The following is a 22,591-nucleotide window of genomic DNA, read 5'->3' as shown; positions in this document are numbered from 1 at the left end:
CACGGTAACCACCAGACTTTTGTATTTCAAGTGCGGAAGTCAGATTGAGAAGTACCGAATTCGTCTCTACCGTTGAGCCGATGAAGGAACCGAGATCGTTGTTGGACGTCGCCCCGGTGATGCCCCTCATCAGCGTTCGCAACCCCGCCGACGCGGCGTCCGTGGCCCGCGCACTCAGCCGGGCCGGGCTGCCGCTCGTCCAGGTCGACCTCGGCAGCGCAGCTTCGCTGGACGCCATCGCCTGCATCTCCGCGGACGCACCCGAGGTTGTTGTCGGGGCCGGGAACATCACCGATGTCGACCAACCGGCGCTCGCACGTGCCGCAGGCGCCGAGTTCCTGGTCGCCACGACCGGGGCTGCACCCCTGCGGGCCGCGATGTGCGATACCGAACTGCCGCACCTGCCCGGGGCCACCACCGCGCTGGAAGCAGTGGAGCTTCTGGGGGACGGCTACACCGACATGGTGCTGTTTCCGGCTGCCGCCGCCGGCGGCCTGCGGCACCTGCGGGCGCTCGCAGCGTTTGCGCCCGGCGCCCGGTTCTGCCCGGCGGGCGGAATCTCGCCGGCGCAGCTGAGCGGCTACCTGGCCGCACCCAACGTCGGGTGTGTCACCGCGGACTGGCTCGCCCCTGCCGACGCCGTCCGGCGCCGCGACTGGGACCGGATCCGCCGTCTCGCCGACGTCGCCGTCAAGCTCAGCACGCCGACCGTCACCGCGGTGAGAGCTCTATGACCGTGACCCTCGACCGATCATCGGGCCCCGTCTCGGTGGTGGCACCCGACCCCGTGGTGCGCTGGCTTGCCGTCGTCGCGCTCGCACTCGGCGGATTCGGCATCGGAACCACCGAGTTCGTGGCGATGGGCCTGCTCCCCGACATCGCGAGCAGCCTCGGGGTATCCGAACCGGTGGCGGGACATGTCATCTCGGCCTACGCCCTCGGCGTGGTGGTGGGCGCACCGCTGATCGCCTCGATCACCGCGCGGATGGCCCGCCGCACCCTGCTGCTCGGCCTGATCGCACTGTTCACCGTCGGCAACCTGGCCAGCATGCTGGCTCCGTCCTACGAGACGCTGATCGCGGCACGGTTCCTCGCGGGCCTGCCGCACGGCGCCTACTTCGGTGTGGCCGCGCTGGTGGCCGCGCACCTGATGGGTCCGCAGAACCGCGCCAAAGCCGTCGCGCACGTCATGTCCGGGCTGACGATCGCGACCGTGCTCGGCGTGCCGATGGCCTCCTGGCTCGGCCAATCGCTGGGCTGGCGGGCCGCTTTCGGCCTGGTTGTCGCCATCGGAATCGTCACCGTGACCGCGCTGTGGTTCTGGCTCCCGTTCCAGTTGCGCTTCATGCCGACCACCAGTCCGCTGGCCGAACTGGGCGCACTGCGCCGCACCCAGGTCTGGCTGGCGCTGCTCGTCGGAATGATCGGCTTCGGCGGCATGTTCGCCGTCTACACCTACATCACCACGACCATGACCGACGTCGCCGGCCTGTCTCGCGGACTGGTCCCGGTGGCTCTCATGGTCTTTGGCCTGGGCATGGTCGTCGGCAACGTGGTGGGCGGACGACTGGCAGACCGGTCGGTGATCCGCGCGCTGTACTTGTCGATGGGTGCACTGAGCGTCGTCCTCGCGGTCTTCGTCATCGCGGCGCACAACCCGTGGACGGCACTGGTGCTGCTGTTCGGCATCGGCGCCTCGGGTTCGGCGGTCGCACCTGCACTGCAGACCAGGCTGATGGACGTCGCCCACGACGCACAGACCCTCGCGGCTGCGCTGAACCACTCGGCGCTCAACATCGGCAACGCCACCGGCGCCATGGTGGGCGGCCTGGTCATCGGTGCGGGTCTCGGTTACACCGCCCCCGCGGCCGCAGGTGCACTGCTTGCGTTGGCGGGACTTCTGGTACTGACCTTCTCTGTTCTGCTGCAACGACGTTCGGATAGCGCCCTCGCCCGATGAGGGTCGCTCCTCAGGCGAACGTACGAAGCACCTCGAGCACCCTGGTGAGCAGCGCCGACGCACGGGCGCTGGGGTAGGCCGCGAGAAGGTCGATGGAGTTCGACCGCGGCAACAGGGGGCGGTAACAGACCCCCGTGATGTCGAGCTCCGCGGTGGGTTCCGGTACGACCGCCACACCCAACCCCGCCGCGACGAGTGTCACCAGCGTGGAGGTCTCCTCGACTTCGTGACGGATGCGTGGCGTGAACCCGGCGTCAGTGCACAGTGCGGTGACCAGCGCGCTCATCCGGGAGCGGCCCCGACCGGCATGGCCGATGAAATCCTCGTCGCGGAGTTCGGTGATGCTCAGTTCGTCACGCGAGGCACACGGATGACCCGCGGGCAGGGCGACCAGAAGACGGTCCTTCCGGATCGACTCGACGGTGATGTCGGCGTCCGTGACGGGGGGACGGAGCAGTCCCAAGTCGATCTCGCCGGTGTGCAGTGCGACCAGTTGCGCGGGAGCGAGCATCTCGCCGCGCACGCTGAGGTCGACGTTCGGCAGCGTCTTGCGCAACGCGCGCACCAGTTGTGGCAGCAGCGAGTACGTCGCGGACCCCACGCAGCCGATGACCAGGCGCCCCTCCGCGCCCGCGGCGACCCTGCGGGCCTGCTCACCGGCATCGTCAACGGATTCCAGGATCTGCACCGCCCGGTCGAGGAAGGCCCGGCCCGCCGCGGTCAACTCGACACTGCGGGTCGAGCGGGTCAGCAGGGTGACCTGCAACTCCCGCTCGAGCTGACGGATCTGTTGCGACAACGGCGGCTGCGCCATGTGCAACCGCTCCGCCGCCCGTCCGAAATGGAGCTCTTCGGCGACCGCGCGGAAGTACCGCAGGTGGCGCAACTCCACGGCAACTCCAATACAGATGTCAAAGATATCAATCAGGGTGTTTTGAGTATTTCACAATATCGCCGTGTCGATCTACCGTCGAGGCATGGACGTCGTCATCTGCAATCCCCTGCGCACCCCGGTAGGACGGATGGGCGGAGCCCTGGCGACGCTGACGGCTGCCGACCTCGCCACAGCCACACTGCGCGCGCTCATCGACCGGACCGGACTCACCGAAGGTGATGTCGATGACGTGGTACTCGGAACCGGTTACCCCAACGGCGAAGCGCCCGCACTCGGTCGCGTCGCGGCGTTGGACGCCGGTCTCGGCACCGGGGTTCCCGGTTTGCAGATCGACCGACGTTGCGGTTCTGGTCTGCAGGCCGTGCTCTACGCCGCCGGGCAGGTGGCCACGGGCGCGGCCGAGGTGGTCGTCGCCGGAGGCGCGGAATCGATGTCCAATGTCGAGCACTACGCGTTGGGCCTTCGCACCGGCGTCCGCCAGGGTGGCATCACTCTCGCCGATCGCCTCGATCGGGCGCGCGAAACAGCTGGCGGCGCTTCGCATCCCATCGGCGGCGGCATGATCGAGACCGCGGAGAACCTGCGCCGCCAGTACGGCATCTCCCGCGCGGACCAGGATGAGTTGTCCGTGCGGTCACATCAGCGGGCGATCGCCGCACACGACGCGGGCCGTTTCACCGACGAACTGGTCCCGGTGACCGTGCCCGGAAAACGCGGCAGGGCGGACGTCGTCGTCGACCGTGACGAGCATCCACGGGCCGATGTCGACATCGAGACGCTTGCGGGTTTGCGTGCCGTCCGGGCCGGGATCGACACCGACGCCACCGTCACCGCGGGCAACGCCTCGGGCCAGAATGACGGTGCCGCACTGTGTGTCGTCACCACCGCGAGCCACGCCGACAAGCTGGGGTTGACCCCGATGTTGACGCTGCGCTCCTGGGCGGTGACCGGTTGCCGGCCGGAGACGATGGGCATCGGGCCGGTCAGCGCCACCGCGGCCGCCCTGCACCGCGCCGGACTCACGCTCGACGACATCGATCTGATCGAACTCAACGAGGCGTTCGCCGCGCAGGTGTTGGCGGTGCTGGCGGAGTGGAAGGTCGATCCGCTCGATGATCGGTTGAACCCCAACGGATCCGGGATCTCACTGGGCCATCCCGTCGGAGCGACCGGCGCCCGGATCCTCGCGACGGCGGCCCACGAGGCCCGCCGGCGCGGTGCGCGCACCGTCCTGGAGACGATGTGCATCGGCGGCGGGCAGGGACTGGCCGCCATCTTCGAGGTGACCCGATGAGCGCAGTCGAGGTGCACTCGGTCGTCACCGGACCCACGGACGCGCCAGTGGTGGTGTTGTCGAACTCGCTGGGTTCGACCCACCGGATGTGGGACGCCCAGATCCAGGAATTGCAGCAGCATTTCCGGGTCGTGCGCTACGACACCAGAGGACACGGCGACTCCCCCGTGCCCGCCGGACCGTACTCGATCGACGACCTTGCCGACGACCTCGTCGCGCTGCTCGACCGACTCGCGGTGACGCGGGCGCACATGGTGGGCCTGTCCCTAGGCGGGATGACGGTCATGCGGGTGGCCGCACGCAACTCCGACCGGGTGGCGCGGATGGCACTGCTGTGCACCGGGGCGCAACTCCCGCCGGCGAGCGCCTGGACGGAGCGGGCAGCCACGGTACGCGCACAGGGCAGTCAAGCCGTGGCCGCTGCCGTTCTCGACCGCTGGTTCACCCCGGCGTACCTCGACGCCCACCCCGAGACCGTCCGCAGGTATCACCAGATGATCGCAGCCACCCCCGCCGAAGGATATGCCGCCTGCTGCGAGGCCATCGCGAAACTCGATCTGCGCGAGCAGCTTTCCTCCATCACGGCGCCGACGCTGGCCATCGCCGGCGACGACGACCCGGCCACCCCGGCGGCCAAGCTCGAAGAGATCACCGCCGCAATCCCCGGGTCGCGCCTGATGACGGTGCCGCAGGCCGCCCACCTGGCCAACGCCGAACAACCCGACATCATCACCCCCGCCCTCATCGAACACCTGGAGCAGCAATGACTTTGAACAAGATCGTGAGCTCGCCCGAAGAGGCGGTGTCCGACATCCCCGATGGCGCCAGCCTGGCCGTCGGCGGATTCGGACTTGCCGGGATCCCCTGGTTCCTCATCGAAGCCCTGCTCGAGCAGGGGGCGGGCGACCTGACGATCGTCAGCAACAACTGCGGTGTCGACGGCGGCGGGCTGGGTCTGCTGCTGGAGGCGCACAAGATCACCCGCGTCATCGCCTCCTACGTCGGCGAGAACAAGGAATTCGCACGGCAGTACCTGGCCGGCGAGTTGACCGTCGAGCTGACACCGCAGGGCACGCTGGCGGAGAGACTGCGCGCCGGTGGCAGCGGGATCGGCGCGTTCTTCACCCCGACCGGAGTCGGCACACTGGTCTCCGATGGCGGCCTGCCGTGGCGGTACCACCCCGACGGGAGCGTGGCGCTCGCGTCCCCGCCGAAAGAGGTGCGGACGTTCGGCGGCCGGCCGATGCTGCTCGAGGAGTCGATCGTCACCGATTACGCGCTGGTGCGGGCCGCGGTCGCCGACAAAGCCGGAAACTGCGTCTTCCACGCGGCCGCCCGGAACTTCAATCCCCCCGCCGCCATGGCCGGCCGGCTCACCGTCGTCGAGGCGGAGAGAGTGGTCGAGGTCGGCGACCTGCACCCCGACGAGGTCCATCTGCCGGGCATCTTCGTCCAGCGCGTGGTGGAGCTGACGCCGGAACAGGCTTCGCGCAAGGGAATCGAGAAGCGTACGACCCGGCCGCGCCCGGCCGATCATCAGCAGGAGGTTGTGTCATGAGCTGGACCCGCGACCAGATGGCCGCCCGCGCAGCGCTGGAACTGCGTGACGGCGACTACGTCAACCTCGGGATCGGCCTGCCGACCCTGATCCCGGACTACCTGCCGGACGGGTCCGACGTCACCCTGCACGCCGAGAACGGCATCCTCGGGGTCGGTCCGTTTCCGTACGACGACGAGGTGGATCCGGATCTGGTGAACGCGGGCAAGCAGACCGTGTCGGTGGTCGACGGTGCGTCGTACTTCGACTCGGCGACCAGCTTCGCGATGATCCGCGGCGGCCATGTCGACGTGGCGGTGCTGGGCGGCATGCAGGTGGCCGCCAACGGAGATCTGGCCAATTGGATGGTGCCCGGTTCGATGGTCAAGGGCATGGGTGGCGCGATGGACCTCGTCAGCGGTGCGGAGCGGGTCATCGTGCTCATGGACCACGTGTCCAAGTCCGGGGCTGCCAAACTGGTTCTGCGGTGCGATCTTCCACTGACGGGCAAGGCTGTGGTCAACCGGGTCATCACCGATCTGGGGGTGTTCGACATCACCGGAACCGGGTTCGCCGTCGTCGATCTCGCCGACGGTGTGGCTTTCGAAGACGTCGTCGACAAGACCGCCGCTCCCGTCACCGACGACCGTCAGCGACGCAGCGCCGCGAGTTCCGAGCGGGATCGCACGCCGAGCTTGGCGTAGACGCGGGTGAGATGGTATTGCACCGTCTTCGGGGAGACATAGAGTTCCGCAGCCACTTCGCGATTGGAAAGTCCCTGGGAGACAAGCGCTGTGACGGCTTCTTCCTGCGCAGTGAGGTTCACGTCATCCCGCGAACCCTGGACCTGATGCAGTCCACCCGCCTTGAGTTCACGATCGCAGCGGGCGACATAGGTCTGCGCATCCAGGGACAGATAGATCTCACGGGCGGCACCGATCACGGCGTCGGCCTGGCGTCGTTTCCCGGCCCGGCGCAGCGTCTGCCCGTAGGCGAAGTTGACGCGCGCGGTGTCGTAGCGCAGAGGTAACCCGTTGAGCAGTTCCAGCGCCGCCTCGAACGACCTTCGCGCGGCGTGGATGTCACCGAGCGCGCCGTGCAGGCGGCCCCTGGCATACCCGAGGCGGGCCTGGGCTGACCGATGGCCACGCGACCTGGCGCGCTGCTCGTGCGGTTTCAGGAAGCTGTCGGCTTCCTCGAGTCGGCCGTCGAGCACCAGCGCGTTGGCCAGCAGATCAGGCCACGGCCAGTAGCCCGGTTCCTGCAGCGAAGTGCCGACGGCCATCCGGATCAGTGGTGTCGCCAGCCGGCGAACCTTCGCGTAGTCCGCTTCCGCTTCCGCGATCTGCGCACGAGCCAGCACCGTCGGGATCACCATCATCTCGTAGTCACCGGCGACCGAGTCTGCCGAGCGCACCGCCGACGCCGCACCCGCCCAGTCGCCGCGCAGTGCGGCGATCTGTGCCGCCGTCCACTCCAGCAGCGGCGTGGTCACCACGATCCCCGTCGCCGTCGCGAGTGCTCTGCCACGCTCGACGGTGGCCATTGCGCGGTCCCACTCACCTGTCGCGAAGTGCACTCTGGCGAGCCAGGCCAACGCCCACAGCGTGATCCGGGACGAACCGCCCATCCCTGCCGCAGCCACCGCGCTCTCCAGGCTGGCACGCGCCCCGTCGACGTCATCTCGGATGAACTCCACCCAGCCGCGGCCCATGACGACACGCTGCGCCTGCGCACCGTGGCGGACCCGCGCACTGAGCTCGTCGTAGGCCGCCGCGGCGCGTCGGGGGTGCCCGGCCGCCAGCAGTCCGAGGCCCCGGATGGCCGCAGACTCGATGCCCGCGGGAGAGTCGCTGTCGGCCAGGCTCAGGGCACGGTCGGCCCAGGTGACCAGATCGTCACCGCGACAGCGGATCAGCGAGTGCAGGACGTGTCGTTGTGCCACCAGTGCCGCGGTGTCGGGATCACGCTCGGGATTGACGATCTCCCACGCACGCCCCAGTCGGACTTCTGCTTCGGCTGCCCGGCCGCGAAGGATCGCCAGGTAGGCCAGTACCGCATTTCGCAGCGGCGTCTCCCGCAGGCTCTCCACGACAGGTACCTTGGCCGCGGCCGCCACGCAGTCACCCGCGGCGATCAGCGCGTCGACCGAACGGGTGAGCCGTTCGTCGTGCCGCAGCGGGTCCGCTGTCAGCCTCGCGGAGTCGCGGAACAGCGTCGCGGCCTGCGCCCACGCGCCTTCGGCACCTCTGTGCTGCGCGAGCAGCGCGACCTCATCGGCCAGTGCCGCGTCCGGCGTCGGTGTGGCCGCCACGAGGTGGCCGAGCCGTGACACCGGGTCGGTGACGATTCCCGCCGCCCGCCGGTGCGCTTCGGCGGCAGCCTGAGCACCCATCAGTTCGAGCACCGACGCCCGGGTGGACCGGTCGCGCAGACCCGGTTCGAAGGGTGTCGCCGAGACGACGAGGCCCGCACTGCTCGCAGCGTCCAACGCCGGCAGCGGGTCGATCAGACCCGCCAGAGCCGAGGCATCGGCCAGCGAGGCGGCCTCACCGAGTATGGCCAGTGCCTCCACGAGTGCCCGGCCGTCGGGGCTGCAGGCCGCCAACTGTTCGCGGGTCCGGTCTCGAATATGTTCGGGCGCAGGCAGGATGGCGTCGGGCTGCGCCCAGATGAAGTCAGGGACCTCGTCCAGCAGTGCCAGAACGTCGCGTGGGTTACCCCGCGTGTGCTGTGTGAGCGCGGTGACCATCGAGGGGTGCAGGGTCCGGCCGCGGCCGGCGGCGAGTGCGGCGACGGCAGGTTCGGGCAATCCGGTCAGGGTCACCGTGTCGGCGGCGAGATCGGACAGAGCCGGTGAAGGCGACGACATTGCGAGGACGACCAGGACGGGCAATTCTCGCTGATGGCGCACCAGTGTCGACAGCGCCTGGACAGACTCTGCGTCGGCGTACTCGGCGTCGTCGACGATCAGCAGCACCGGTTCGGGTGTCCGCAGCAGGTCGACGAGGTGGGCCGCTGCGTCCACCGGGTCGGGGGGCACCTCGTCCTGCACCATCTGGGCGAGCACGCCGCCGGGGAGATCGGACTCCCAGGACGTGGCGCGCGCCCACATCGAATTGTGGTGCTGGGCGGCCAACGCACGCAACAGCGCAGTCTTCCCGAAGCCGGGACCACCGACAACCGCCACAACTCCGGCGCCACCGTCGACGGTGCCGCGCAGGCGCCGGGCGAGTTCGGACAATTCGCCGTCACGCCCGACGCAGCCGTTCGGCCCGATGCGCACCGTTCACATCGTAGTGGCGAGGACCTCTGCCCCAGGGTCGCTCGACACATCCCGCGGTGGTTCGCGGCGCGGCACGAAGGCCGTCACCGCGGCGCCGAGCAGAGCGAGCACTGCGAAGATGACAAAAGCCACCGATCCGCCGATACCGGCCCCGACGAGCACACCGCCGACGACCGGTCCGACAATTCCGCCGAGCCTGCCGAAACCGGCGCACCAGGCGACGCCGGCCGCCCGTGCCCGGGTCGGGTAGTAACCGGCCACCAGCCCGTAGATCAGCACCTGGGTGCCGATAGTCCCCACCCCTGCGATCGCCACTGCGAGGAGCAGGACCGGCAGCGGCAGCTGCAAGGTGAGCAGCACCAGCATCGCCGCGGCGAGGACGAAGGTCGTCATCACCACCCGCTGCGCGCCGCCGATCCGATCCGCGGCGTATGACGCGATCAAGCCACCGATGATGGCACCGAGGTTGAGCACCAACAGGAACATCAGCGAATACGCCTTGCCGAAGCCGTTGACCTGCATGATGTGCGGCAGCCAGGTGTTCAATCCATAGGTCAGGAGCAAACCGACGAAGCTCATCGTGCCGAGCAGCGCCGTCGGCCATACCAATGGCCGACAGGCCAATGCTGCGAATCCCGCTCGGCTGCCGTCAGGTTCGGAATCCGACAGCGTCACGCCGGTGCGTGCTGCCGATTCCGCCGCACGGGCATGCTGACCCCTCGACAGCATCCACTGCGGCGACTCCGGGAGCTTCCACATCGCCAGCGGCAGCAGCAGGAACAGCGGGAGCGCGCCGAAGGCGAACATCAGGCGCCAGCTGTCGCTGTCGGCGAACACCAGCGCCACCACGGCCGCCAGCACGCCACCGGCCGGAACACCGCTGTAGACAACGGCATTGAGCCTATTGCGTTGATGCGGCTCGGCGAACTCCGCCACCAACGCGCCCACGGTGGCCACCAGCGCGCCGACTCCGATGCCGGTGAGAAAACGGAACAGTCCGAATGTCGTGACCGATTGCGCCACCGCGGTCAACCCCATGCCCACGGAGAACCATGCCAGATTCACCAGGATCACCCTCCGGCGTCCGATGAGGTCACCGACCGCGCCCGCACACAGCGCGCCGACCAGGACGCCGACCAGCGCGTAGCTGCCGAGCGCTCCGGCCTGCTGCGGCGAGATGGCGCCGAGCTGGGTGGGGTCGTCGAGCAGGGTGGGTACGACGGTCCCGTACACCACCAGGTCGAAACCGTCGAATATCAAAGCGGCTGTGGACAGTACGACGACCCACGTAAGCGTGCGCCTCCGACGTGATTCGGACATGGTGATCGGGCTTTCTGTGGGTGGGGTGGGATTCATCCGGCGTCGCCGCCGGCGACGGGCAGCACGGCTCCGGTGATGTAGCTCGCCTCGTCGGAGGCCAGGAAGCAGATGGCGGCGGCCTGCTCGTCGAGAGTGCCGTACCGCTTCATCAGCGACGAGTCGATCGTCTGCTCGATGTGGGCGTCGAACCAGGCACGCTGGGTGTCGTTGCGCTGCTCCGGGGTGCCGCGCGGGATCCGCCGCGCCGGGGCCTCGGTGCCGCCCGGCGCAGTCGCCACCACTCGAATTCCGTCACCGGCGTATTCCATCGCCAGTGACGCAGTAATCGCGTTGATACCGCCCTTGGCAGCCGAATACGGGATGCGATGGATTCCCCTGGTCGCTGCCGAGGACACGTTGACGATGACGCCCTGCCCGCGATCCACCATCGACGGAAGCGCGGCGCGGCAGGCGTACAGCGTGGTCATCAACGACCTGTTGATCTCCGCGCGGATCTCGACGTCGGTGAACTCGGTGAACGGCTTGAAGTTGATAGCACCGCCGACGTTGTTGATCAGGATGTCGATCCGCCCGAAGGACGAGAGTGCCTGTTGTGAAATCGATTCGGCACCTTCCCAGTGCTCCAGATCAGAGGTGACGGCCAGCGCCTGCGCACCGTCCCCGCTCAGTTCGTCGGCGAGTTCTTTCACCAGTTCCGAGCGGTCGGCCAGCACGAGGATGCCGCCCTCGGCATGCACGCGGCGCGCAGTCTGTTCGCCGATGCCCTGAGCGGCGCCTGTGACGACGACGACCTTCCCAGCGAAGCGTCCCGGGGTGACGAACCGTGGCCGCCGGGCGGAACGCACCTGCGCCACGTCTGCCATCGCCCGTCGCATCGTCTGCTTCGAACACTCGGCATGCGCGGTGATCAGGGTGCGGGCCGCGGTGCGGTCCCCGGCTTCGAACGCATCAACGATGTTCACGTGATCCTGCGCGCACAGCGGATGGCACCACGTGGCATGTCGCAGCACCTCGCTCATCCGCCCCTTCACATCCAGTGCCTGATAGGCCTGCAGCAGATGCGAGTTCCCGGTCAGGGTGAACAGGTAGTCGTGGAACGCCGCGTTGGTTTCGGTGTACTGAGCGGCGTCGACGAACCGGTCCCCGTCGACGTAGGGCAACGTCGACTCCGCAAGAAGTCGGTAGCCGGCGAGTTGCTGCGAGGTCAGACGCCCGAGCGTCAACTCCAGCGCTCCCAGTTCCAGTGCCTGCCGCGCCTCGAACAGCGCATCGGACGCGTGCAGCTCGGGATGTTCCTCGCCGATCTGGTATCCGTCCTGCGCCACGACCGGATCGACTGCCGGCGTCGGGGCGACGGTTGATTCGGCGGCGGCGAACATCGATTGCCCGGCAAGATGAGTTGCGCCACTGGCGATCAACGACCCGTCATCACTGTCGAGAGGCTTCGAGGGTCCGGAGCCGGCGTCGGGAATGATCCGTTGGCCGACGATCGACCGGATGGACCGGTTGTCGTCGATCACGGCCCCCGAACCGGAAGCGGTGATGGCGTGTGCCGGCAGTACGATCTGACCGGCGACACTGCGGGCATCGGCAGAGATCAGCAGCGCCTGTTCTGCCGCGGCCGGCGCGGGACGCGGCGAAGCCGGTTGCGCCGCCGCAGCGCCTACGTGCGCGAGCGCGAACTTCTCGTAGTAGAAGCCGGTCGGCTCGATGCCGACCTGTGCCACATGGGTGCGCACCGCCTCCACCATCGGGGGTGGACCGCAGAGGTACACCGCGACGTCGCCGTCGTACAGGTGCTCGGGCTCGATCAGACTCGTCACATAGCCGGTGTGCACCGCCGTCGAATCCGGGTCGGAAACGCAGTGATCCCAGGTGAATCCGTCCAACGTGGCGGCAAGATCCTCGATCTCGTCCAGAGCGACCAGATCCTCGTCGGTGCTGACACCGTAGATCAGGTGCGCCTTGCGTGGACTCGACGTATCCCGCATCGCACGCAGCATCGACAGCACGGGCGCCAACCCGGTTCCACCTGCGAGCAACAACACCGGTCGGTCAGTGTCCCGGAGGAAGAAGGATCCGTTGGGACCGGTGAACGAGAGGGTGTCGCCGACCGCGGCGCGCCGGGCGAGATACTCCGACATCACCCCGCCCGGGGTGAGCTTCACCAAGAAGGTGAGCCGGTCCTGGTCGGGTGCGTTGGAGAACGAATACGACCGGGTCTCGTCGGTGCCGGGCACCACGATGTTCACGTACTGCCCTGGCAGGAAGGCCAGCTCGGCGCGGTTCGGAATCTCCACACCGAGGGCCACGGTGGTGTCGGACAGTCGATCGAGCGCGGTCACGGTGCCGGTGTACGTCGCCGCACGGGTCTTGGCCACTTCCGAGGTGCTGGCGATCTGAAGCACCAGATCCGATTGCGGCCGCATGCTGCACGGCAGCACGTAACCCGACGCCGCCTCGTCCGGTGTTAGTGCGTCGTCGATGTAGGTACCGCCGTCGTAGGTACCCGACTCGCACAGCGCCTTACAGGTGCCGCACGCGCCGTCACGGCAGTCCAGCGGGATGTTGATGCGCTGGCGGTAGGAGGCGTCGGCAACGGTTTGGTCGTCGCGGCAGGTGATGAACCGAGTCACGCCGTCTTCGAAGGACAGTGCAATGGAGAATGTTTCGGCTTCGGTGGTGGCAGTCATAACTCGTCCCTAGAAGTGGTAGACATCCACCACGTGGTGGATGTAGTCGTTCTTGAGCACCACGGTCTTGCGTCGGATCAAGGGTTGTTCGCCGCTGAAATCGATGGTGTAGAAGGATGTCCCGTAGTACGGGTCGATCGTCTTGTAGCGGAAATACATGGTGTGCCAGTTGAATCGGACGTCGACCAGATCATCACGCCGTTCGATGACCTCGACGTTGCTGATGTTGTGGCTGGTGCGGGGTTCGGGCAGTGACGTCGCCGACGATCGTTCGGTTCGGATCCGGAAGATCCGGTCCTCGAGGCCGCCCTTGTTCCCGTAGTAGATGAGCGAGATGTCTCGTTGCGGGTTCTCGACGAGCATGTCGTTGTCGTCCCACGCGGGCATCCAGTACACGACGTCGTCGGCGTAACACTGCAGCCATTTCTCGAACTCGCGGTCGTCGAGGTAACGGGCCTCGCGGTACAGGAACTGCTCGATCATGTTCTGGGTGATCAGAGTCCTGGCTGTGTTCACCTTTTCCGTTGAGGCCATGTCAGCTCTCCTTCGCGTGCTCGCGGGCCACTGCGCCGCGCATGGTGTCCAGCCAGTAGCCGTGCTGGACCGGATAGAGTCCCTCGTCTTCGTTCTTGACGCCGGACGAGATCACCCCGTCCATGCCGAGTGATCGGGCGACGTCATCGGGTCCGGTCAGCCAGTGCTCGGCACCCCGGCTCATGTCGTTCCACGGCGCGGCCTCAGCGCGGAAGGTCAACTGGCAGGAGCGGAACTCCTCCAGGTCGTCGGGTGTGGCCATGCCGGAGGCGTTGAAGAAGTCCTCGTACTGGCGGATCCGGTGCGCGCGAGCCGCATCACTCTCACCTTTGGGGGCGATGCAGTAGATGGTGACCTCGGTCTTGTCCGGCGCGATGGGACGGAAGTGCCGGATCTGCGTCGAGAACTGGTCCATCACATAAACATTGGGGTACAGGCACAGGTTGCGCGATCCCTTGACCATGAACTCGCCCTTGGCGTCGCCGAAGCTCTCCTTGAGTACGTCGAGCTTGTCCCACAACGGCCGGTCCTGCGGATTGCCCGCCCAGGTCCACAGGCACAGGTGCCCGTGAGGGAACGACCAGTAGCCCCCGCCGGACTTGCCCCAGCTGCCGGCGTCGAGGGCTTTGGTGTCGTTCTTGGACTCACCGGTGCTGCGCCGGCTGGTGGTCGCGGCGTAATTCCAGTGCGTAGCCGTCACGTGATAGCCGTCTGCCCCGTTCTCGGCCTGCACCTTCCAGTTTCCGTCGTAGGTGTAGGTCGATGAGCCGCGCAGCACCTCCAGCCCGTCCGGTGACTGGTCGACCAGCATGTCGAGCACCTTGACGGTGTCACCGAGATGTTCGGCGAGTGGCAGCACGTCGTCGGCGAGGCTGCCGAACAGGAAGCCGCGGTAGCTGTCGAACCTCGCGACCCTGGTCATGTTGTGGCTGCCGTTGACGTTGAAGGTTTCCGGATATCCGGCGCCGTCCGGGTCCTTGACCTTGAGAAGAGTGCCGTCGTTGCGGAATGTCCAGCCGTGGAACGGGCACGTCAGCGTCATCCGGTTGTCTGTCTTGCGGCGGCAGATCATCGCGCCGCGGTGGGCGCAGGCGTTCACCAGGCAGTGCAGCTCACCGGACTTGTCGCGGGTGATCACAACGGGCTGCCGGCCGATATAGGTGGTGACGTAGTCCCCGGGGTTGGGCACCTGACTTTCGTGGGCCAGGTAGATCCAGTTGCCTTCGAAGATGTGTTTGATCTCCAGATCGAAGATCTCCTCGTCGGTGAAGATCCGACGGTTCGTGCGATAGATGCCGGCCTCGGCATCGTCGACGACGGCGTCGGCCAAGACGGCTTCGACGTGGCTCGCGGGGCGAGCGGTTGTGTGGGTGGGTTCGGTCGACGTGGTCATATGTGCCTCCAGAAGTGATCTCTGTTGGCACTCTGGCACCGAGTGGCATCAGTCACACTAGGTAATTGCCTAGTCCTGACTCCGCACTAGATTAATAAACTGCATCGAATAATCAGACGTAAATGTGTCTTTGATTCCTATGGATCAGCCGCCTACCGTCGAACGTGTCGGGCCTCATATACAGCCCTCAGACGGACGGAAAGCACATGGAGCTGCGTCACCTGCGATACTTCGCCGCGGTGGCCGAGACCTGCCACTTCGGGCAGGCCGCGGACCAACTCCACATTGCGCAGCCGGCATTGTCGTATGCGATCCGCCAGCTCGAAGACGAACTGGGCGCCACGCTGTTCAACCGCACGACCCGACAGGTCTCCCTGACCTCCGCCGGGGACTTCCTCAGATCCGAAGCGGCCCGCATCCTGGCGGGCGTCGACGACGCCGAACGCGGGGTGCGCCGCATCGCTGCCGGCCGCGGTGGCCTGCTCCGCGTCGGGCTGACCGGCACGGCCGCGTTCTCCCACCTGCCGCGCGTCGCACGGATCCTGCGTCAGGAACTCCCGGGGGTGGCGATGGAGATCCAGGCCGACATGCTCACGCCACTGCAGTGCGATCAGCTCCGATCGGGCGCGCTGGACGTCGGCGTGCTTCGTCCACCCGCCGTGGGCGACGACATCGAGATGCGGACCATCGACGTCGAACCGCTGGTTCTCGCCGTATCGGTAGACCACCGCCTGGCCGCAGAGCCGGTGGTCTCCTTGACCGACCTGCGCAGTGAGTCGTTCGTCGCCTACGCCAGCCGGGATTCGGCCGTCAACGACGCTGTGCTGCGCGACTGCAAGCGCGCCGGGTTCGTGCCACATCGCGAACATGCCGCGCCCGGTACCGCGGTGCTGCTGGCCCTGGTGGCCGCCGGCTTCGGCGTCGCAGTATTGCCGGCGTCGGTGCGCACTCTGCCGTTGCAGGGGATCGTCTTTCGCGATCTGACCGATGCGGGCAGCATCGAACTCGCCCTCGCCTGGCGGTGCGGTGCCGACAACCCCGTGGTCGACGCCGCGATCAACGTCCTGTCGTCTGCTTTCACACCCACCGCCGTTCAGGAGCTCCTGTGAAGATCACCGCCGTCGAGGCGATTCCGTTCGCGATCCCCTACTCGAAGCCTCTCAAGTTCGCGTCCGGCGAAGTCCACACCGCCGAGCACGTCCTCGTCCGCGTGCATACCGACGACGGCGTGGTCGGCGTGGCGGAAGCGCCGCCGCGGCCCTTCACCTACGGCGAGACCCAGGCCGGGATCGTCGCGGTCATCGACCAGTTGTTCGCTCCGGCCCTGGTCGGGTTGGCACTCACCGAACGTGAAGTGGCCCATGCCCGGATCGCACGCACCGTCGGAAACCCCGCGGCGAAATCCGCTGTGGACATGGCGATCTGGGATGCGCTCGGCCGCACACTGGAAGTTCCCGTGACCAGCCTGCTCGGTGGCTTCACCGACCGGATGCAGGTGAGCCACATGCTCGGCTTCGCAGATCCGGCGGCGATGGTCGCGGAGGCGGAGAAAATGCGTGACGGCTACGGCATCAGCGTGTTCAAGGTCAAGGTGGGACGCCATCCCGTCACCCTGGACACCGCGGTCGTGCGTGCCCTTCGGGACCGGTTCGGCGATTCGATCGAGTTGTACATCGATGCCAACCGCGGGTGGACGGCGTCGGAGTCGCTGCGGGCGATGCGGCAGATGGCAGATCTCGACCTGCTGTTCGCGGAGGAACTCTGTCCCGCAGACGATGTCATGGGCCGCAGGTGGCTCGTGGAGCGACTCGACGTGCCGTTCATCGCCGATGAGTCGGTCTCGACACCCGCCGACGTCACGCGCGAGGTGCTGAGCAGGTCAGCCACCGCGATCAGCATCAAGACCGCTCGCACCGGATTCACCACCTCGCAACGCGTCCACCATCTCGCCGAAGGTCTCGGCGTGGAAGTGGTGATGGGCAACCAGATCGACGGTCAGATCGGTAGCGCCTGCGCAGTCGCGTTCGGCGCGGCGTTTCCGCTCACCTCGCGTCGCGCCGGCGAACTGTCCAACTTCCTCGACATGTCCGACGATCTGCTCACCGAGCCGCTGCAGATACGTGACGGCCTGCTGAGGGTCCCGCCCGGCGTCGGACTCGGCATCACAATCGACCCCGACAAACTTGCCCGCTACCGCACCGACCGGCATTGAACTCCTCCATGGGCAGCCCCCGTGGAGCTGAAAGAACAACAGAGAGAGAAGAATTGACCATGACCACCGTCGAAAACCCCACACCGTCTGCCACTGAAGTCACAAGCGCCGCGGCATCCGGCGCATCAGCCACCGACCGGTTCCACGCCGACAAGTCGCCCTATGACGCGGTCAAGGACACACCCGCCGAGCGTGTTGATCTGCTGGCAGGTGAGGTGCTCAGTGCTCTGCACGACACGATCCGTCGCCACCGCGTCACCTACGACGAGTACAACGCACTGAAGGCGTGGCTGATCGCTGTCGGCCAGGACGGTGAGTGGCCGTTGTTCCTCGACGTCTGGCTCGAGCACGCGGTCGAAGACGTCGCCACCGATCACCGGGCGGGCAACAAGGGCAGCATCGAAGGTCCGTACTACGTCCCGGGCTCACCGGACCTCGGCGCGAAGGGCACGATCCCCATGCGCGACGGCGAGCAGGGGACCCCGCTGGTGTGGCGCGGCAGGATCACCGACACCGACGGTGGTCCACTGCAGGGCAGGGTCGAACTCTGGCACGCTGACAACGACGGCTTCTACTCGCAGTTCGCGCCGGGCATCCCGGAGTGGAACCTGCGCGGCAGCTTCTCCACCGGAGCTGACGGCACATTCGAGATCACCACCATTCGCCCTGCGCCGTACCAGATCCCGACCGACGGATCGTGCGGAAAGCTGATCGCGGCGGCCGGTTGGCACGCATGGCGCCCGGCTCACCTGCACGTGAAGGTCTCGGCTCCCGGCCACGAATTGTTGACCGCGCAGTTGTACTTCCCTGGTGACGAGCACAACGACGACGACATCGCGAGCGCGGTGAAGCCGGAGTTGATCCTCGAACCGCAGATCGAGCCCGACGGCACCCAGTCGGTCGCCTACGATTTTGCCCTCGATCCGGAACGGATCTGACGTGCTCTACCACGTACACATGGAGGTGAACCTCCCGACCGACATGGACCCGCAGGAGCGGACCGAACTGCTCAGCCGGGAGAAGGCTTACTCGCAAGGCCTGCAGCACGACGGCAAGTGGCCGCACATCTGGCGCGTGGTGGGTGAATACGCGAATTACTCGGTGTTCGATGTCGATTCCAACGATGAACTGCACCAGATACTTTCGGGACTTCCGCTGTATCCGTACATGACCATCCGGGTGACCCCACTGGCGCAGCATCCATCAGACATCCGCGCCGGGTAGGCAGCCGAGCTCAGCGCTCGGAATCCAGCGCAGCCATGTGCGCTGCGGGATAGCGGTCCCCCGCTACCGCATCAACCGGCACGGCCGCCTCGATCTGCGCCAACTGCTCTGCAGTCAGGCTCACGTCCACCGCGCCGAGCGCCTCGGCCAACCGAGTCCGGGTGCGCGAGCCGACCAGCGGCACGACGTCGGCGCCCCGCGAGTCCACCCAGGCGATCGCCGCCTGCGCCACCGACACCCCGAGCTGGTCGGCGACCGCGCGCAGCGTTTCGACCATTGCCAGGTTGCCGTCCAGGTTGGCCTCGGCGAAACGCGGACTCGCAGTGCGGAAATCACCCGGGCCGCCGCTCGATTTCGTCCAGTGTCCGCCGATCAGTCCGCGCGCGAGCACACCGTAGGCGGTCACCCCGATTCCCAGATCCCGACAGGTGCCGAGGATGTCGCGCTCGACGCCGCGTGTCATCAGCGAGTATTCGATCTGCAGGTCGCTGATCGGCCTGACGGACGCCGCACGACGGATCGTCTCCGATCCGACCTCCGACAACCCGATGTGCCGCACGTACCCGGCATCGACGAGCTCACCGATCGCGCCGATGGTGTCCTCGATGGGCACCGCAGGATCGAGTCTCGCGGGCCGGTAGACATCGATGTAGTCGGTGCCGAGGCGCTGCAGCGAGTACGCCGCAGCGGTTTTCAGCGCGGCCGGCCGGGCGTCGTATCCGACCCAGGCACCCGCCGGGTCGACCTGGGCACCGAACTTCACGCTGAGTTGGTAGGTCTCGCGGGGAACCGGCCGCAGCGCCTCGGCGAGCAGCAGTTCGTTGTGCCCCATGGCATAGAAGTCACCGGTGTCGAGAACCGTGATCCCCGCGTCGAGTGCCGCGCGCACGGTGGCGATGCACTCGTCGCGGTCGGATTCACCGTAGGCCCCCGACATCCCCATGCATCCGAGGCCGATGGCCGAAGTGGTCAGATTTCCAATCGTCTTGGTTCGCATGAGACCAGCGTGGGACGAAACGCGCAGGGCTACCAGGATCCGCGGAGGCAGGGATCGGCAGTCCTACCCAGAACCTCTCGCACTGAACGACAATGACCGGATGGATCGTGAAGCGCTGGCCGAGTTCCTCCGGCGCCGCCGAGAGACGTTGAAACCGGCGGACGTCGGGCTGCCTGCGGGTTTTCGCCGCCGGACGGTGGGGCTCCGGCGCGAGGAGGTGGCACAGCTGACGGGGATGTCGGTCGACTACTACGGGAGGTTGGAACAGTCACGAGGGCCGCAGCCGTCGCCGCAGATGCTGCGGGCACTGGCGCGGGCGCTGCGCATGACCGACGACGAGTCCGATCACCTCTACCGACTGGCCGGCCACGCCGTCCCGGACCGCATCGGGCATTCGGTCCACGTGCGGCCGGCGATGCTGTTCGTGCTCGACCAGTTGCGCGACGCCGCCGCGTTCGTCTGTTCGGACACCGACGTGGTCCTTGCGCAGAACGAGCTCGCCCGACTGCTGATGAGCGCGTTGCCTCTTGTGCGTGAGGCCGGTGTCCGCGCCAGCATGAGTTGGCAGTGGTTCACGGATCCGCGCTCGCGGCAGTCCGCCCCACCGGAACACCACAACCAGCTGAGCCGGACGATGGTGGCAGACCTGCGGGCGGGCTGGGCCCGCCGCCCCAATGACGCCGACATGCGTGAACTCGTCGACGGGTTGCTCGCACGCAGCCCCGAATTCGCCGAACTCTGGGCACGACACGAAGTGGCCACCCGCCGTATGCAACGCAAGACGTTCCTGACGAGGGTCGGACAGATCACCCTGGACTGCGAGGTGCTGGCGACAACCGACGGCCAGCGGCTGGTGATCCTCACCCCACCCGCCGGTTCCACCGCACTGGAGGATCTGCGCCTGCTCGCCGTCGTCGGGGACGAGGTTGTCGAGCCTGCTTTCGGGCCCAGTCCGGACGCTGCCCGCAGCCCCGGTGACCGCGTAGTCTGAGCCGCTGATGACCGTCTCAGTCGCCGAGTTGCACGTCGCAGACCCGGTGGAAGCCTGGTCACGCGCCGGGTTCAGCGTCGACCCCGATGCCGTCTGCCGGGTCGCCAGCGTGCGGGTCAGGCTGGCCGGGCGTGATTGCGGGACCGGCCTCACCGGCTGGTCGTTGTCCGGCCTGCCGACGGGTGACGATGTCGACACCGTCGACGGCGTTCCGACGACCACGTCCCCAGCCGTCCCTACAAACCCGGCCACGCACCCCAACGGTGTCACCGCGATCGACCACGTCGTCTTGATGTCACCTGACCTGGGCCGGACAGTCGAATCGCTGGCCGCCATCGGTGTACATCCCCGCCGGGAACGCGACGGCGAGATCGGTGGGCGGCCGATCCGGCAGATCTTCTTCCGCCTCGGGGAGGTGATCGTCGAGGTGGTCGGTGCACCGGATGCGGCCGGGTCGGGACCGTCCACCCTGTGGGGGATCACCTACGTCGTGGAGGACATCGATGCCACCGCGACGTTCTTCGGTGACCTGACGGCGCCGGTCAAGGACGCGGTGCAGCCGGGACGCCGGATCACCACGCTGCGGCATCAGCAGCTCGGAATGTCGGTCCGGACGGCGATGATCTCCGCGAGTCGCTGAACAGACTGCTCGCCCCGTTGCCTATCCTCGGCGCATGAGCGAACGCGAAGACCGCGGCCCTGTCTTCGACGGCATCCGTATCGGCAGACCCGCGACCGGCGCGCTCATCGACGCCGGCTACCGCTCCCTGGCGGATCTGCCGGCAGACCTCGACGGGCTGCTCCCCCTTCACGGCGTCGGACCGAAGGCTGTCCAGATGCTCCGACAGGCACGGGCGGGCTGAGCTCATGAGCGACGATGTCGTGGTCATCCACACCGACGGCGGGTGCCGACCCAATCCCGGGCCCGGCGGCTGGGGCGCAGTGCTGCGCCAGCGCCAGCACATCCGCGAGATGTGTGGTGGCGAGCCGAGCGAGACCAGCAACAACCGGATGGAATTGACCGCGCCGATCATGGCGCTCGAGGCGCTCACCCGACCTGTGGTGGTGCACCTCTACACCGATAGCACCTACGTCCGGAACGGCATCACCAAGTGGGTGCTCGGCTGGGAACGCAACGGCTGGAAGACCGCAGCGCGTCAGCCGGTGAAGAACGTCGACCTGTGGAAGCGGCTCCAGATCGCTTGCGCGCGACACCAAGTGGAGTGGTTCTGGGTCAAGGGACACTCGGGTGTCGCTGACAACGAGCTGGCCGACATCCTGGCGACCCGGGGAATGCAGGAGGCGATCGATGCGTCAGCTCTCCACGCATCGATGACCCGCCTCGATTGATCAGGGCTGGACGAACGACGACGCCGCGGACACACTGACGCAATGCCGACCGTATACAAGAACTCCAGCGGTCAACGAGCGGTACGGCAATGGTGTTCAGAAGCTTTGGCGCGAGCAGATTTTCCGCTTACCAGTGCGACCCTGGACACCAGCGTCGGCCGAGTGGAACTCACCTCCGCGGGCGCCGGCCTGCCGCGGGTCATCATGGTGCCCGGCACCGGCTTCAGCGCTGCGGTCGCTCTGCCGTGGCTACAGGCACTGTCGGTCCGCTGGGCGACAACTGTGGTGGATCTGCCCGGTCAGCCCGGACTCAGCGATCCGCGTCGGCCTCGCCGGGGCCGGCTGGCCTGGTATGGCCGAGTGCTGGATGAGGTCTTGGGGGCCATCGATGCCGACGGGGTTGTGCTGCTGGGCAATTCACTGGGTGCAGCTGTGGCGCTGGCCGCCAACTCGCCTCGGATCACTGCGCGGGCGTTGGTCTCCCCGGCCGGCGCCATCCGCCTCAGACTGGACCCGGAACTGGCACTGGCTGCGGGTCTTTGGCTGCTCCGTCCCACGGCCGAAAGCACCCGACGCATGCTGCGATTGTTCGTAGCCCCCGGTGAGGATCCGCCCGAGGCCGAGGTCGAATGGATGACCCTCGTGGCACGTTGTTGCCGAACGACTCTGGCGCCTCCGCCTCTGCCCATCGAACTACTGGCCCGTCGCGCCGAGCGGCCGTGTGTCATCGGGGTCGGCGAACATGACCGATTCTTGCCGCCGAGTCGGCTCGTCCCGGCGGTGCGCCGAATCATGTGCGCCGATGTTCGGATCTTCCCCGGGGTGGGACACCTGACCACCCCGGCTGACCTCGACCACGTGGTGTCGCTGGTGGCTGCGGTCATCGATCACGGCTGAGCCCTCGG

22 protein-coding genes are annotated in these 22,591 nt (G+C 67.3%); 15 read left to right on the top strand and 7 right to left on the bottom strand.

Features of this window, described 5'->3' with window-relative positions; all coding sequences use genetic code 11:
• The first annotated feature begins 80 nt into the window (after window positions 1-80).
• Window positions 81-734 (top strand): bifunctional 4-hydroxy-2-oxoglutarate aldolase/2-dehydro-3-deoxy-phosphogluconate aldolase, encoded by a 654-nt coding sequence (eda, locus tag ABDC78_RS22620; RefSeq protein WP_178360576.1) that lies wholly within the window; start codon window positions 81-83, stop codon window positions 732-734.
• Entirely contained in the window at window positions 731-1,960 is a 1,230-nt protein-coding gene (locus tag ABDC78_RS22615) for an MFS transporter (RefSeq protein WP_178360575.1), read from the top strand. Before eda ends, ABDC78_RS22615 begins: the two co-directional genes overlap by 4 nt.
• A 10-nt stretch (window positions 1,961-1,970) precedes the next feature.
• On the opposite strand, the gene ABDC78_RS22610 is transcribed toward ABDC78_RS22615, so the two are convergent.
• Window positions 1,971-2,852, bottom strand: coding sequence for a LysR substrate-binding domain-containing protein (locus tag ABDC78_RS22610; protein ID WP_178360574.1), 882 nt, complete (start codon window positions 2,850-2,852; stop codon window positions 1,971-1,973).
• Between the two features lie 85 nt (window positions 2,853-2,937).
• Between ABDC78_RS22610 and ABDC78_RS22605 the strand changes: the two genes are divergently transcribed.
• From ABDC78_RS22605 to ABDC78_RS22590, 4 genes are read left to right on the top strand one after another with little or no spacing between them, the layout of a single operon-like run.
• Window positions 2,938-4,149, top strand: coding sequence for an acetyl-CoA C-acetyltransferase (locus ABDC78_RS22605; protein ID WP_178360573.1), 1,212 nt, complete (start codon window positions 2,938-2,940; stop codon window positions 4,147-4,149).
• The gene (gene pcaD, locus ABDC78_RS22600; protein WP_178360572.1) at window positions 4,146-4,916 is read left to right on the top strand and encodes a 3-oxoadipate enol-lactonase; all 771 of its coding nucleotides are present in this window, start codon (window positions 4,146-4,148) and stop codon (window positions 4,914-4,916) included. Before ABDC78_RS22605 ends, pcaD begins: the two co-directional genes overlap by 4 nt.
• On the top strand, window positions 4,913-5,707 hold the full coding sequence (locus ABDC78_RS22595; RefSeq protein ID WP_178360571.1) for a CoA transferase subunit A: 795 nt from the start codon (window positions 4,913-4,915) through the stop codon (window positions 5,705-5,707). Before pcaD ends, ABDC78_RS22595 begins: the two co-directional genes overlap by 4 nt.
• Complete coding sequence (locus tag ABDC78_RS22590; protein ID WP_178360570.1) at window positions 5,704-6,390, top strand: CoA transferase subunit B; 687 nt, start codon at window positions 5,704-5,706, stop codon at window positions 6,388-6,390. Before ABDC78_RS22595 ends, ABDC78_RS22590 begins: the two co-directional genes overlap by 4 nt.
• Here the strand turns inward: ABDC78_RS22590 and ABDC78_RS22585 are convergent.
• Genes ABDC78_RS22585 through benA form a run of 5 tightly spaced genes read right to left on the bottom strand, consistent with a single transcriptional unit; the run spans window position 6,336 to window position 14,912 of the window.
• Window positions 6,336-8,972: an AAA family ATPase gene (locus ABDC78_RS22585; protein WP_347133197.1), complete on the bottom strand. Its 2,637-nt coding sequence runs from the start codon at window positions 8,970-8,972 to the stop codon at window positions 6,336-6,338. The genes ABDC78_RS22590 and ABDC78_RS22585 overlap by 55 nt on opposite strands.
• A 3-nt stretch (window positions 8,973-8,975) precedes the next feature.
• Entirely contained in the window at window positions 8,976-10,328 is a 1,353-nt protein-coding gene (locus tag ABDC78_RS22580; RefSeq protein ID WP_178360569.1) for an aromatic acid/H+ symport family MFS transporter, read from the bottom strand.
• Window positions 10,325-12,985 (bottom strand): benzoate 1,2-dioxygenase electron transfer component BenC, encoded by a 2,661-nt coding sequence (gene benC / locus ABDC78_RS22575; protein WP_178360568.1) that lies wholly within the window; start codon window positions 12,983-12,985, stop codon window positions 10,325-10,327. The genes ABDC78_RS22580 and benC overlap by 4 nt, the downstream gene beginning before the upstream one ends.
• Window positions 12,986-12,994: 9 nt before the next feature.
• The gene (gene benB, locus ABDC78_RS22570) at window positions 12,995-13,519 is read right to left on the bottom strand and encodes a benzoate 1,2-dioxygenase small subunit (RefSeq protein WP_178360567.1); all 525 of its coding nucleotides are present in this window, start codon (window positions 13,517-13,519) and stop codon (window positions 12,995-12,997) included.
• Window position 13,520: 1 nt separating this feature from the next.
• Window positions 13,521-14,912, bottom strand: a complete 1,392-nt coding sequence (gene benA, locus ABDC78_RS22565; RefSeq protein WP_178360566.1) for a benzoate 1,2-dioxygenase large subunit — start codon at window positions 14,910-14,912, stop codon at window positions 13,521-13,523.
• Between the two features lie 206 nt (window positions 14,913-15,118).
• On the opposite strand from benA, the gene ABDC78_RS22560 reads away from it, so the two are divergent.
• From ABDC78_RS22560 to catC, 4 genes are read left to right on the top strand one after another with little or no spacing between them, the layout of a single operon-like run.
• Window positions 15,119-16,021: a LysR substrate-binding domain-containing protein gene (locus tag ABDC78_RS22560; RefSeq protein WP_178360565.1), complete on the top strand. Its 903-nt coding sequence runs from the start codon at window positions 15,119-15,121 to the stop codon at window positions 16,019-16,021.
• On the top strand, window positions 16,018-17,124 hold the full coding sequence (locus tag ABDC78_RS22555; RefSeq protein WP_178360564.1) for an enolase C-terminal domain-like protein: 1,107 nt from the start codon (window positions 16,018-16,020) through the stop codon (window positions 17,122-17,124). Before ABDC78_RS22560 ends, ABDC78_RS22555 begins: the two co-directional genes overlap by 4 nt.
• Before the next feature lie 59 nt (window positions 17,125-17,183).
• On the top strand, window positions 17,184-18,062 hold the full coding sequence (gene catA, locus ABDC78_RS22550; RefSeq protein WP_178360563.1) for a catechol 1,2-dioxygenase: 879 nt from the start codon (window positions 17,184-17,186) through the stop codon (window positions 18,060-18,062).
• Window position 18,063: 1 nt separating this feature from the next.
• The gene (gene catC, locus ABDC78_RS22545; RefSeq protein WP_178360562.1) at window positions 18,064-18,348 is read left to right on the top strand and encodes a muconolactone Delta-isomerase; all 285 of its coding nucleotides are present in this window, start codon (window positions 18,064-18,066) and stop codon (window positions 18,346-18,348) included.
• A 10-nt stretch (window positions 18,349-18,358) separates the two neighbouring features.
• Here catC and ABDC78_RS22540 read toward each other — a convergent pair whose 3' ends face one another.
• On the bottom strand, window positions 18,359-19,345 hold the full coding sequence (locus ABDC78_RS22540; protein ID WP_178360561.1) for an aldo/keto reductase: 987 nt from the start codon (window positions 19,343-19,345) through the stop codon (window positions 18,359-18,361).
• A gap of 100 nt (window positions 19,346-19,445) precedes the next feature.
• On the opposite strand from ABDC78_RS22540, the gene ABDC78_RS22535 reads away from it, so the two are divergent.
• From ABDC78_RS22535 to ABDC78_RS22515, 5 genes are all read left to right on the top strand, one after another.
• Entirely contained in the window at window positions 19,446-20,336 is an 891-nt protein-coding gene (locus ABDC78_RS22535) for a helix-turn-helix transcriptional regulator (protein WP_178360560.1), read from the top strand.
• 7 nt (window positions 20,337-20,343) lie between these two features.
• A complete protein-coding gene (locus ABDC78_RS22530; protein WP_178360559.1) occupies window positions 20,344-20,976 on the top strand; it encodes a glyoxalase in 633 nt (210 codons plus the stop codon).
• 34 nt (window positions 20,977-21,010) lie between these two features.
• Window positions 21,011-21,199: a helix-hairpin-helix domain-containing protein gene (locus tag ABDC78_RS22525; protein WP_178360558.1), complete on the top strand. Its 189-nt coding sequence runs from the start codon at window positions 21,011-21,013 to the stop codon at window positions 21,197-21,199.
• Between the two features lie 4 nt (window positions 21,200-21,203).
• The gene (rnhA, locus tag ABDC78_RS22520; protein WP_178360557.1) at window positions 21,204-21,686 is read left to right on the top strand and encodes a ribonuclease HI; all 483 of its coding nucleotides are present in this window, start codon (window positions 21,204-21,206) and stop codon (window positions 21,684-21,686) included.
• Window positions 21,687-21,848: 162 nt separating this feature from the next.
• A complete protein-coding gene (locus tag ABDC78_RS22515) occupies window positions 21,849-22,583 on the top strand; it encodes an alpha/beta hydrolase (protein ID WP_178360556.1) in 735 nt (244 codons plus the stop codon).
• Window positions 22,584-22,591 lie beyond the last annotated feature (8 nt).

Origin of the sequence: Mycobacterium sp. DL (assembly GCF_039729195.1) — a bacterium.
GTDB classification, from domain to species: Bacteria; Actinomycetota; Actinomycetes; order Mycobacteriales; family Mycobacteriaceae; genus Mycobacterium; species Mycobacterium hippocampi_A.
The sequence above is the reverse complement of the archived record's forward strand: the minus strand, read 5'-3'. Positions and strand labels throughout refer to the sequence as shown.

Coding starts and splice junctions, on each gene's coding strand:
- eda (WP_178360576.1), top strand. CDS start 81: ATGAAGGAACCGAGATCGTTGTTGGACGTCGCCCCGGTGATGCCCCTC.
- ABDC78_RS22615 (WP_178360575.1), top strand. CDS start 731: ATGACCGTGACCCTCGACCGATCATCGGGCCCCGTCTCGGTGGTGGCA.
- ABDC78_RS22605 (WP_178360573.1), top strand. CDS start 2,938: ATGGACGTCGTCATCTGCAATCCCCTGCGCACCCCGGTAGGACGGATG.
- pcaD (WP_178360572.1), top strand. CDS start 4,146: ATGAGCGCAGTCGAGGTGCACTCGGTCGTCACCGGACCCACGGACGCG.
- ABDC78_RS22595 (WP_178360571.1), top strand. CDS start 4,913: ATGACTTTGAACAAGATCGTGAGCTCGCCCGAAGAGGCGGTGTCCGAC.
- ABDC78_RS22590 (WP_178360570.1), top strand. CDS start 5,704: ATGAGCTGGACCCGCGACCAGATGGCCGCCCGCGCAGCGCTGGAACTG.
- ABDC78_RS22580 (WP_178360569.1), bottom strand. CDS start 10,328: ATGAATCCCACCCCACCCACAGAAAGCCCGATCACCATGTCCGAATCA.
- benC (WP_178360568.1), bottom strand. CDS start 12,985: ATGACTGCCACCACCGAAGCCGAAACATTCTCCATTGCACTGTCCTTC.
- benB (WP_178360567.1), bottom strand. CDS start 13,519: ATGGCCTCAACGGAAAAGGTGAACACAGCCAGGACTCTGATCACCCAG.
- benA (WP_178360566.1), bottom strand. CDS start 14,912: ATGACCACGTCGACCGAACCCACCCACACAACCGCTCGCCCCGCGAGC.
- ABDC78_RS22560 (WP_178360565.1), top strand. CDS start 15,119: ATGGAGCTGCGTCACCTGCGATACTTCGCCGCGGTGGCCGAGACCTGC.
- catA (WP_178360563.1), top strand. CDS start 17,184: ATGACCACCGTCGAAAACCCCACACCGTCTGCCACTGAAGTCACAAGC.
- ABDC78_RS22540 (WP_178360561.1), bottom strand. CDS start 19,345: ATGCGAACCAAGACGATTGGAAATCTGACCACTTCGGCCATCGGCCTC.
- ABDC78_RS22535 (WP_178360560.1), top strand. CDS start 19,446: ATGGATCGTGAAGCGCTGGCCGAGTTCCTCCGGCGCCGCCGAGAGACG.
- ABDC78_RS22530 (WP_178360559.1), top strand. CDS start 20,344: ATGACCGTCTCAGTCGCCGAGTTGCACGTCGCAGACCCGGTGGAAGCC.
- ABDC78_RS22525 (WP_178360558.1), top strand. CDS start 21,011: ATGAGCGAACGCGAAGACCGCGGCCCTGTCTTCGACGGCATCCGTATC.
- rnhA (WP_178360557.1), top strand. CDS start 21,204: ATGAGCGACGATGTCGTGGTCATCCACACCGACGGCGGGTGCCGACCC.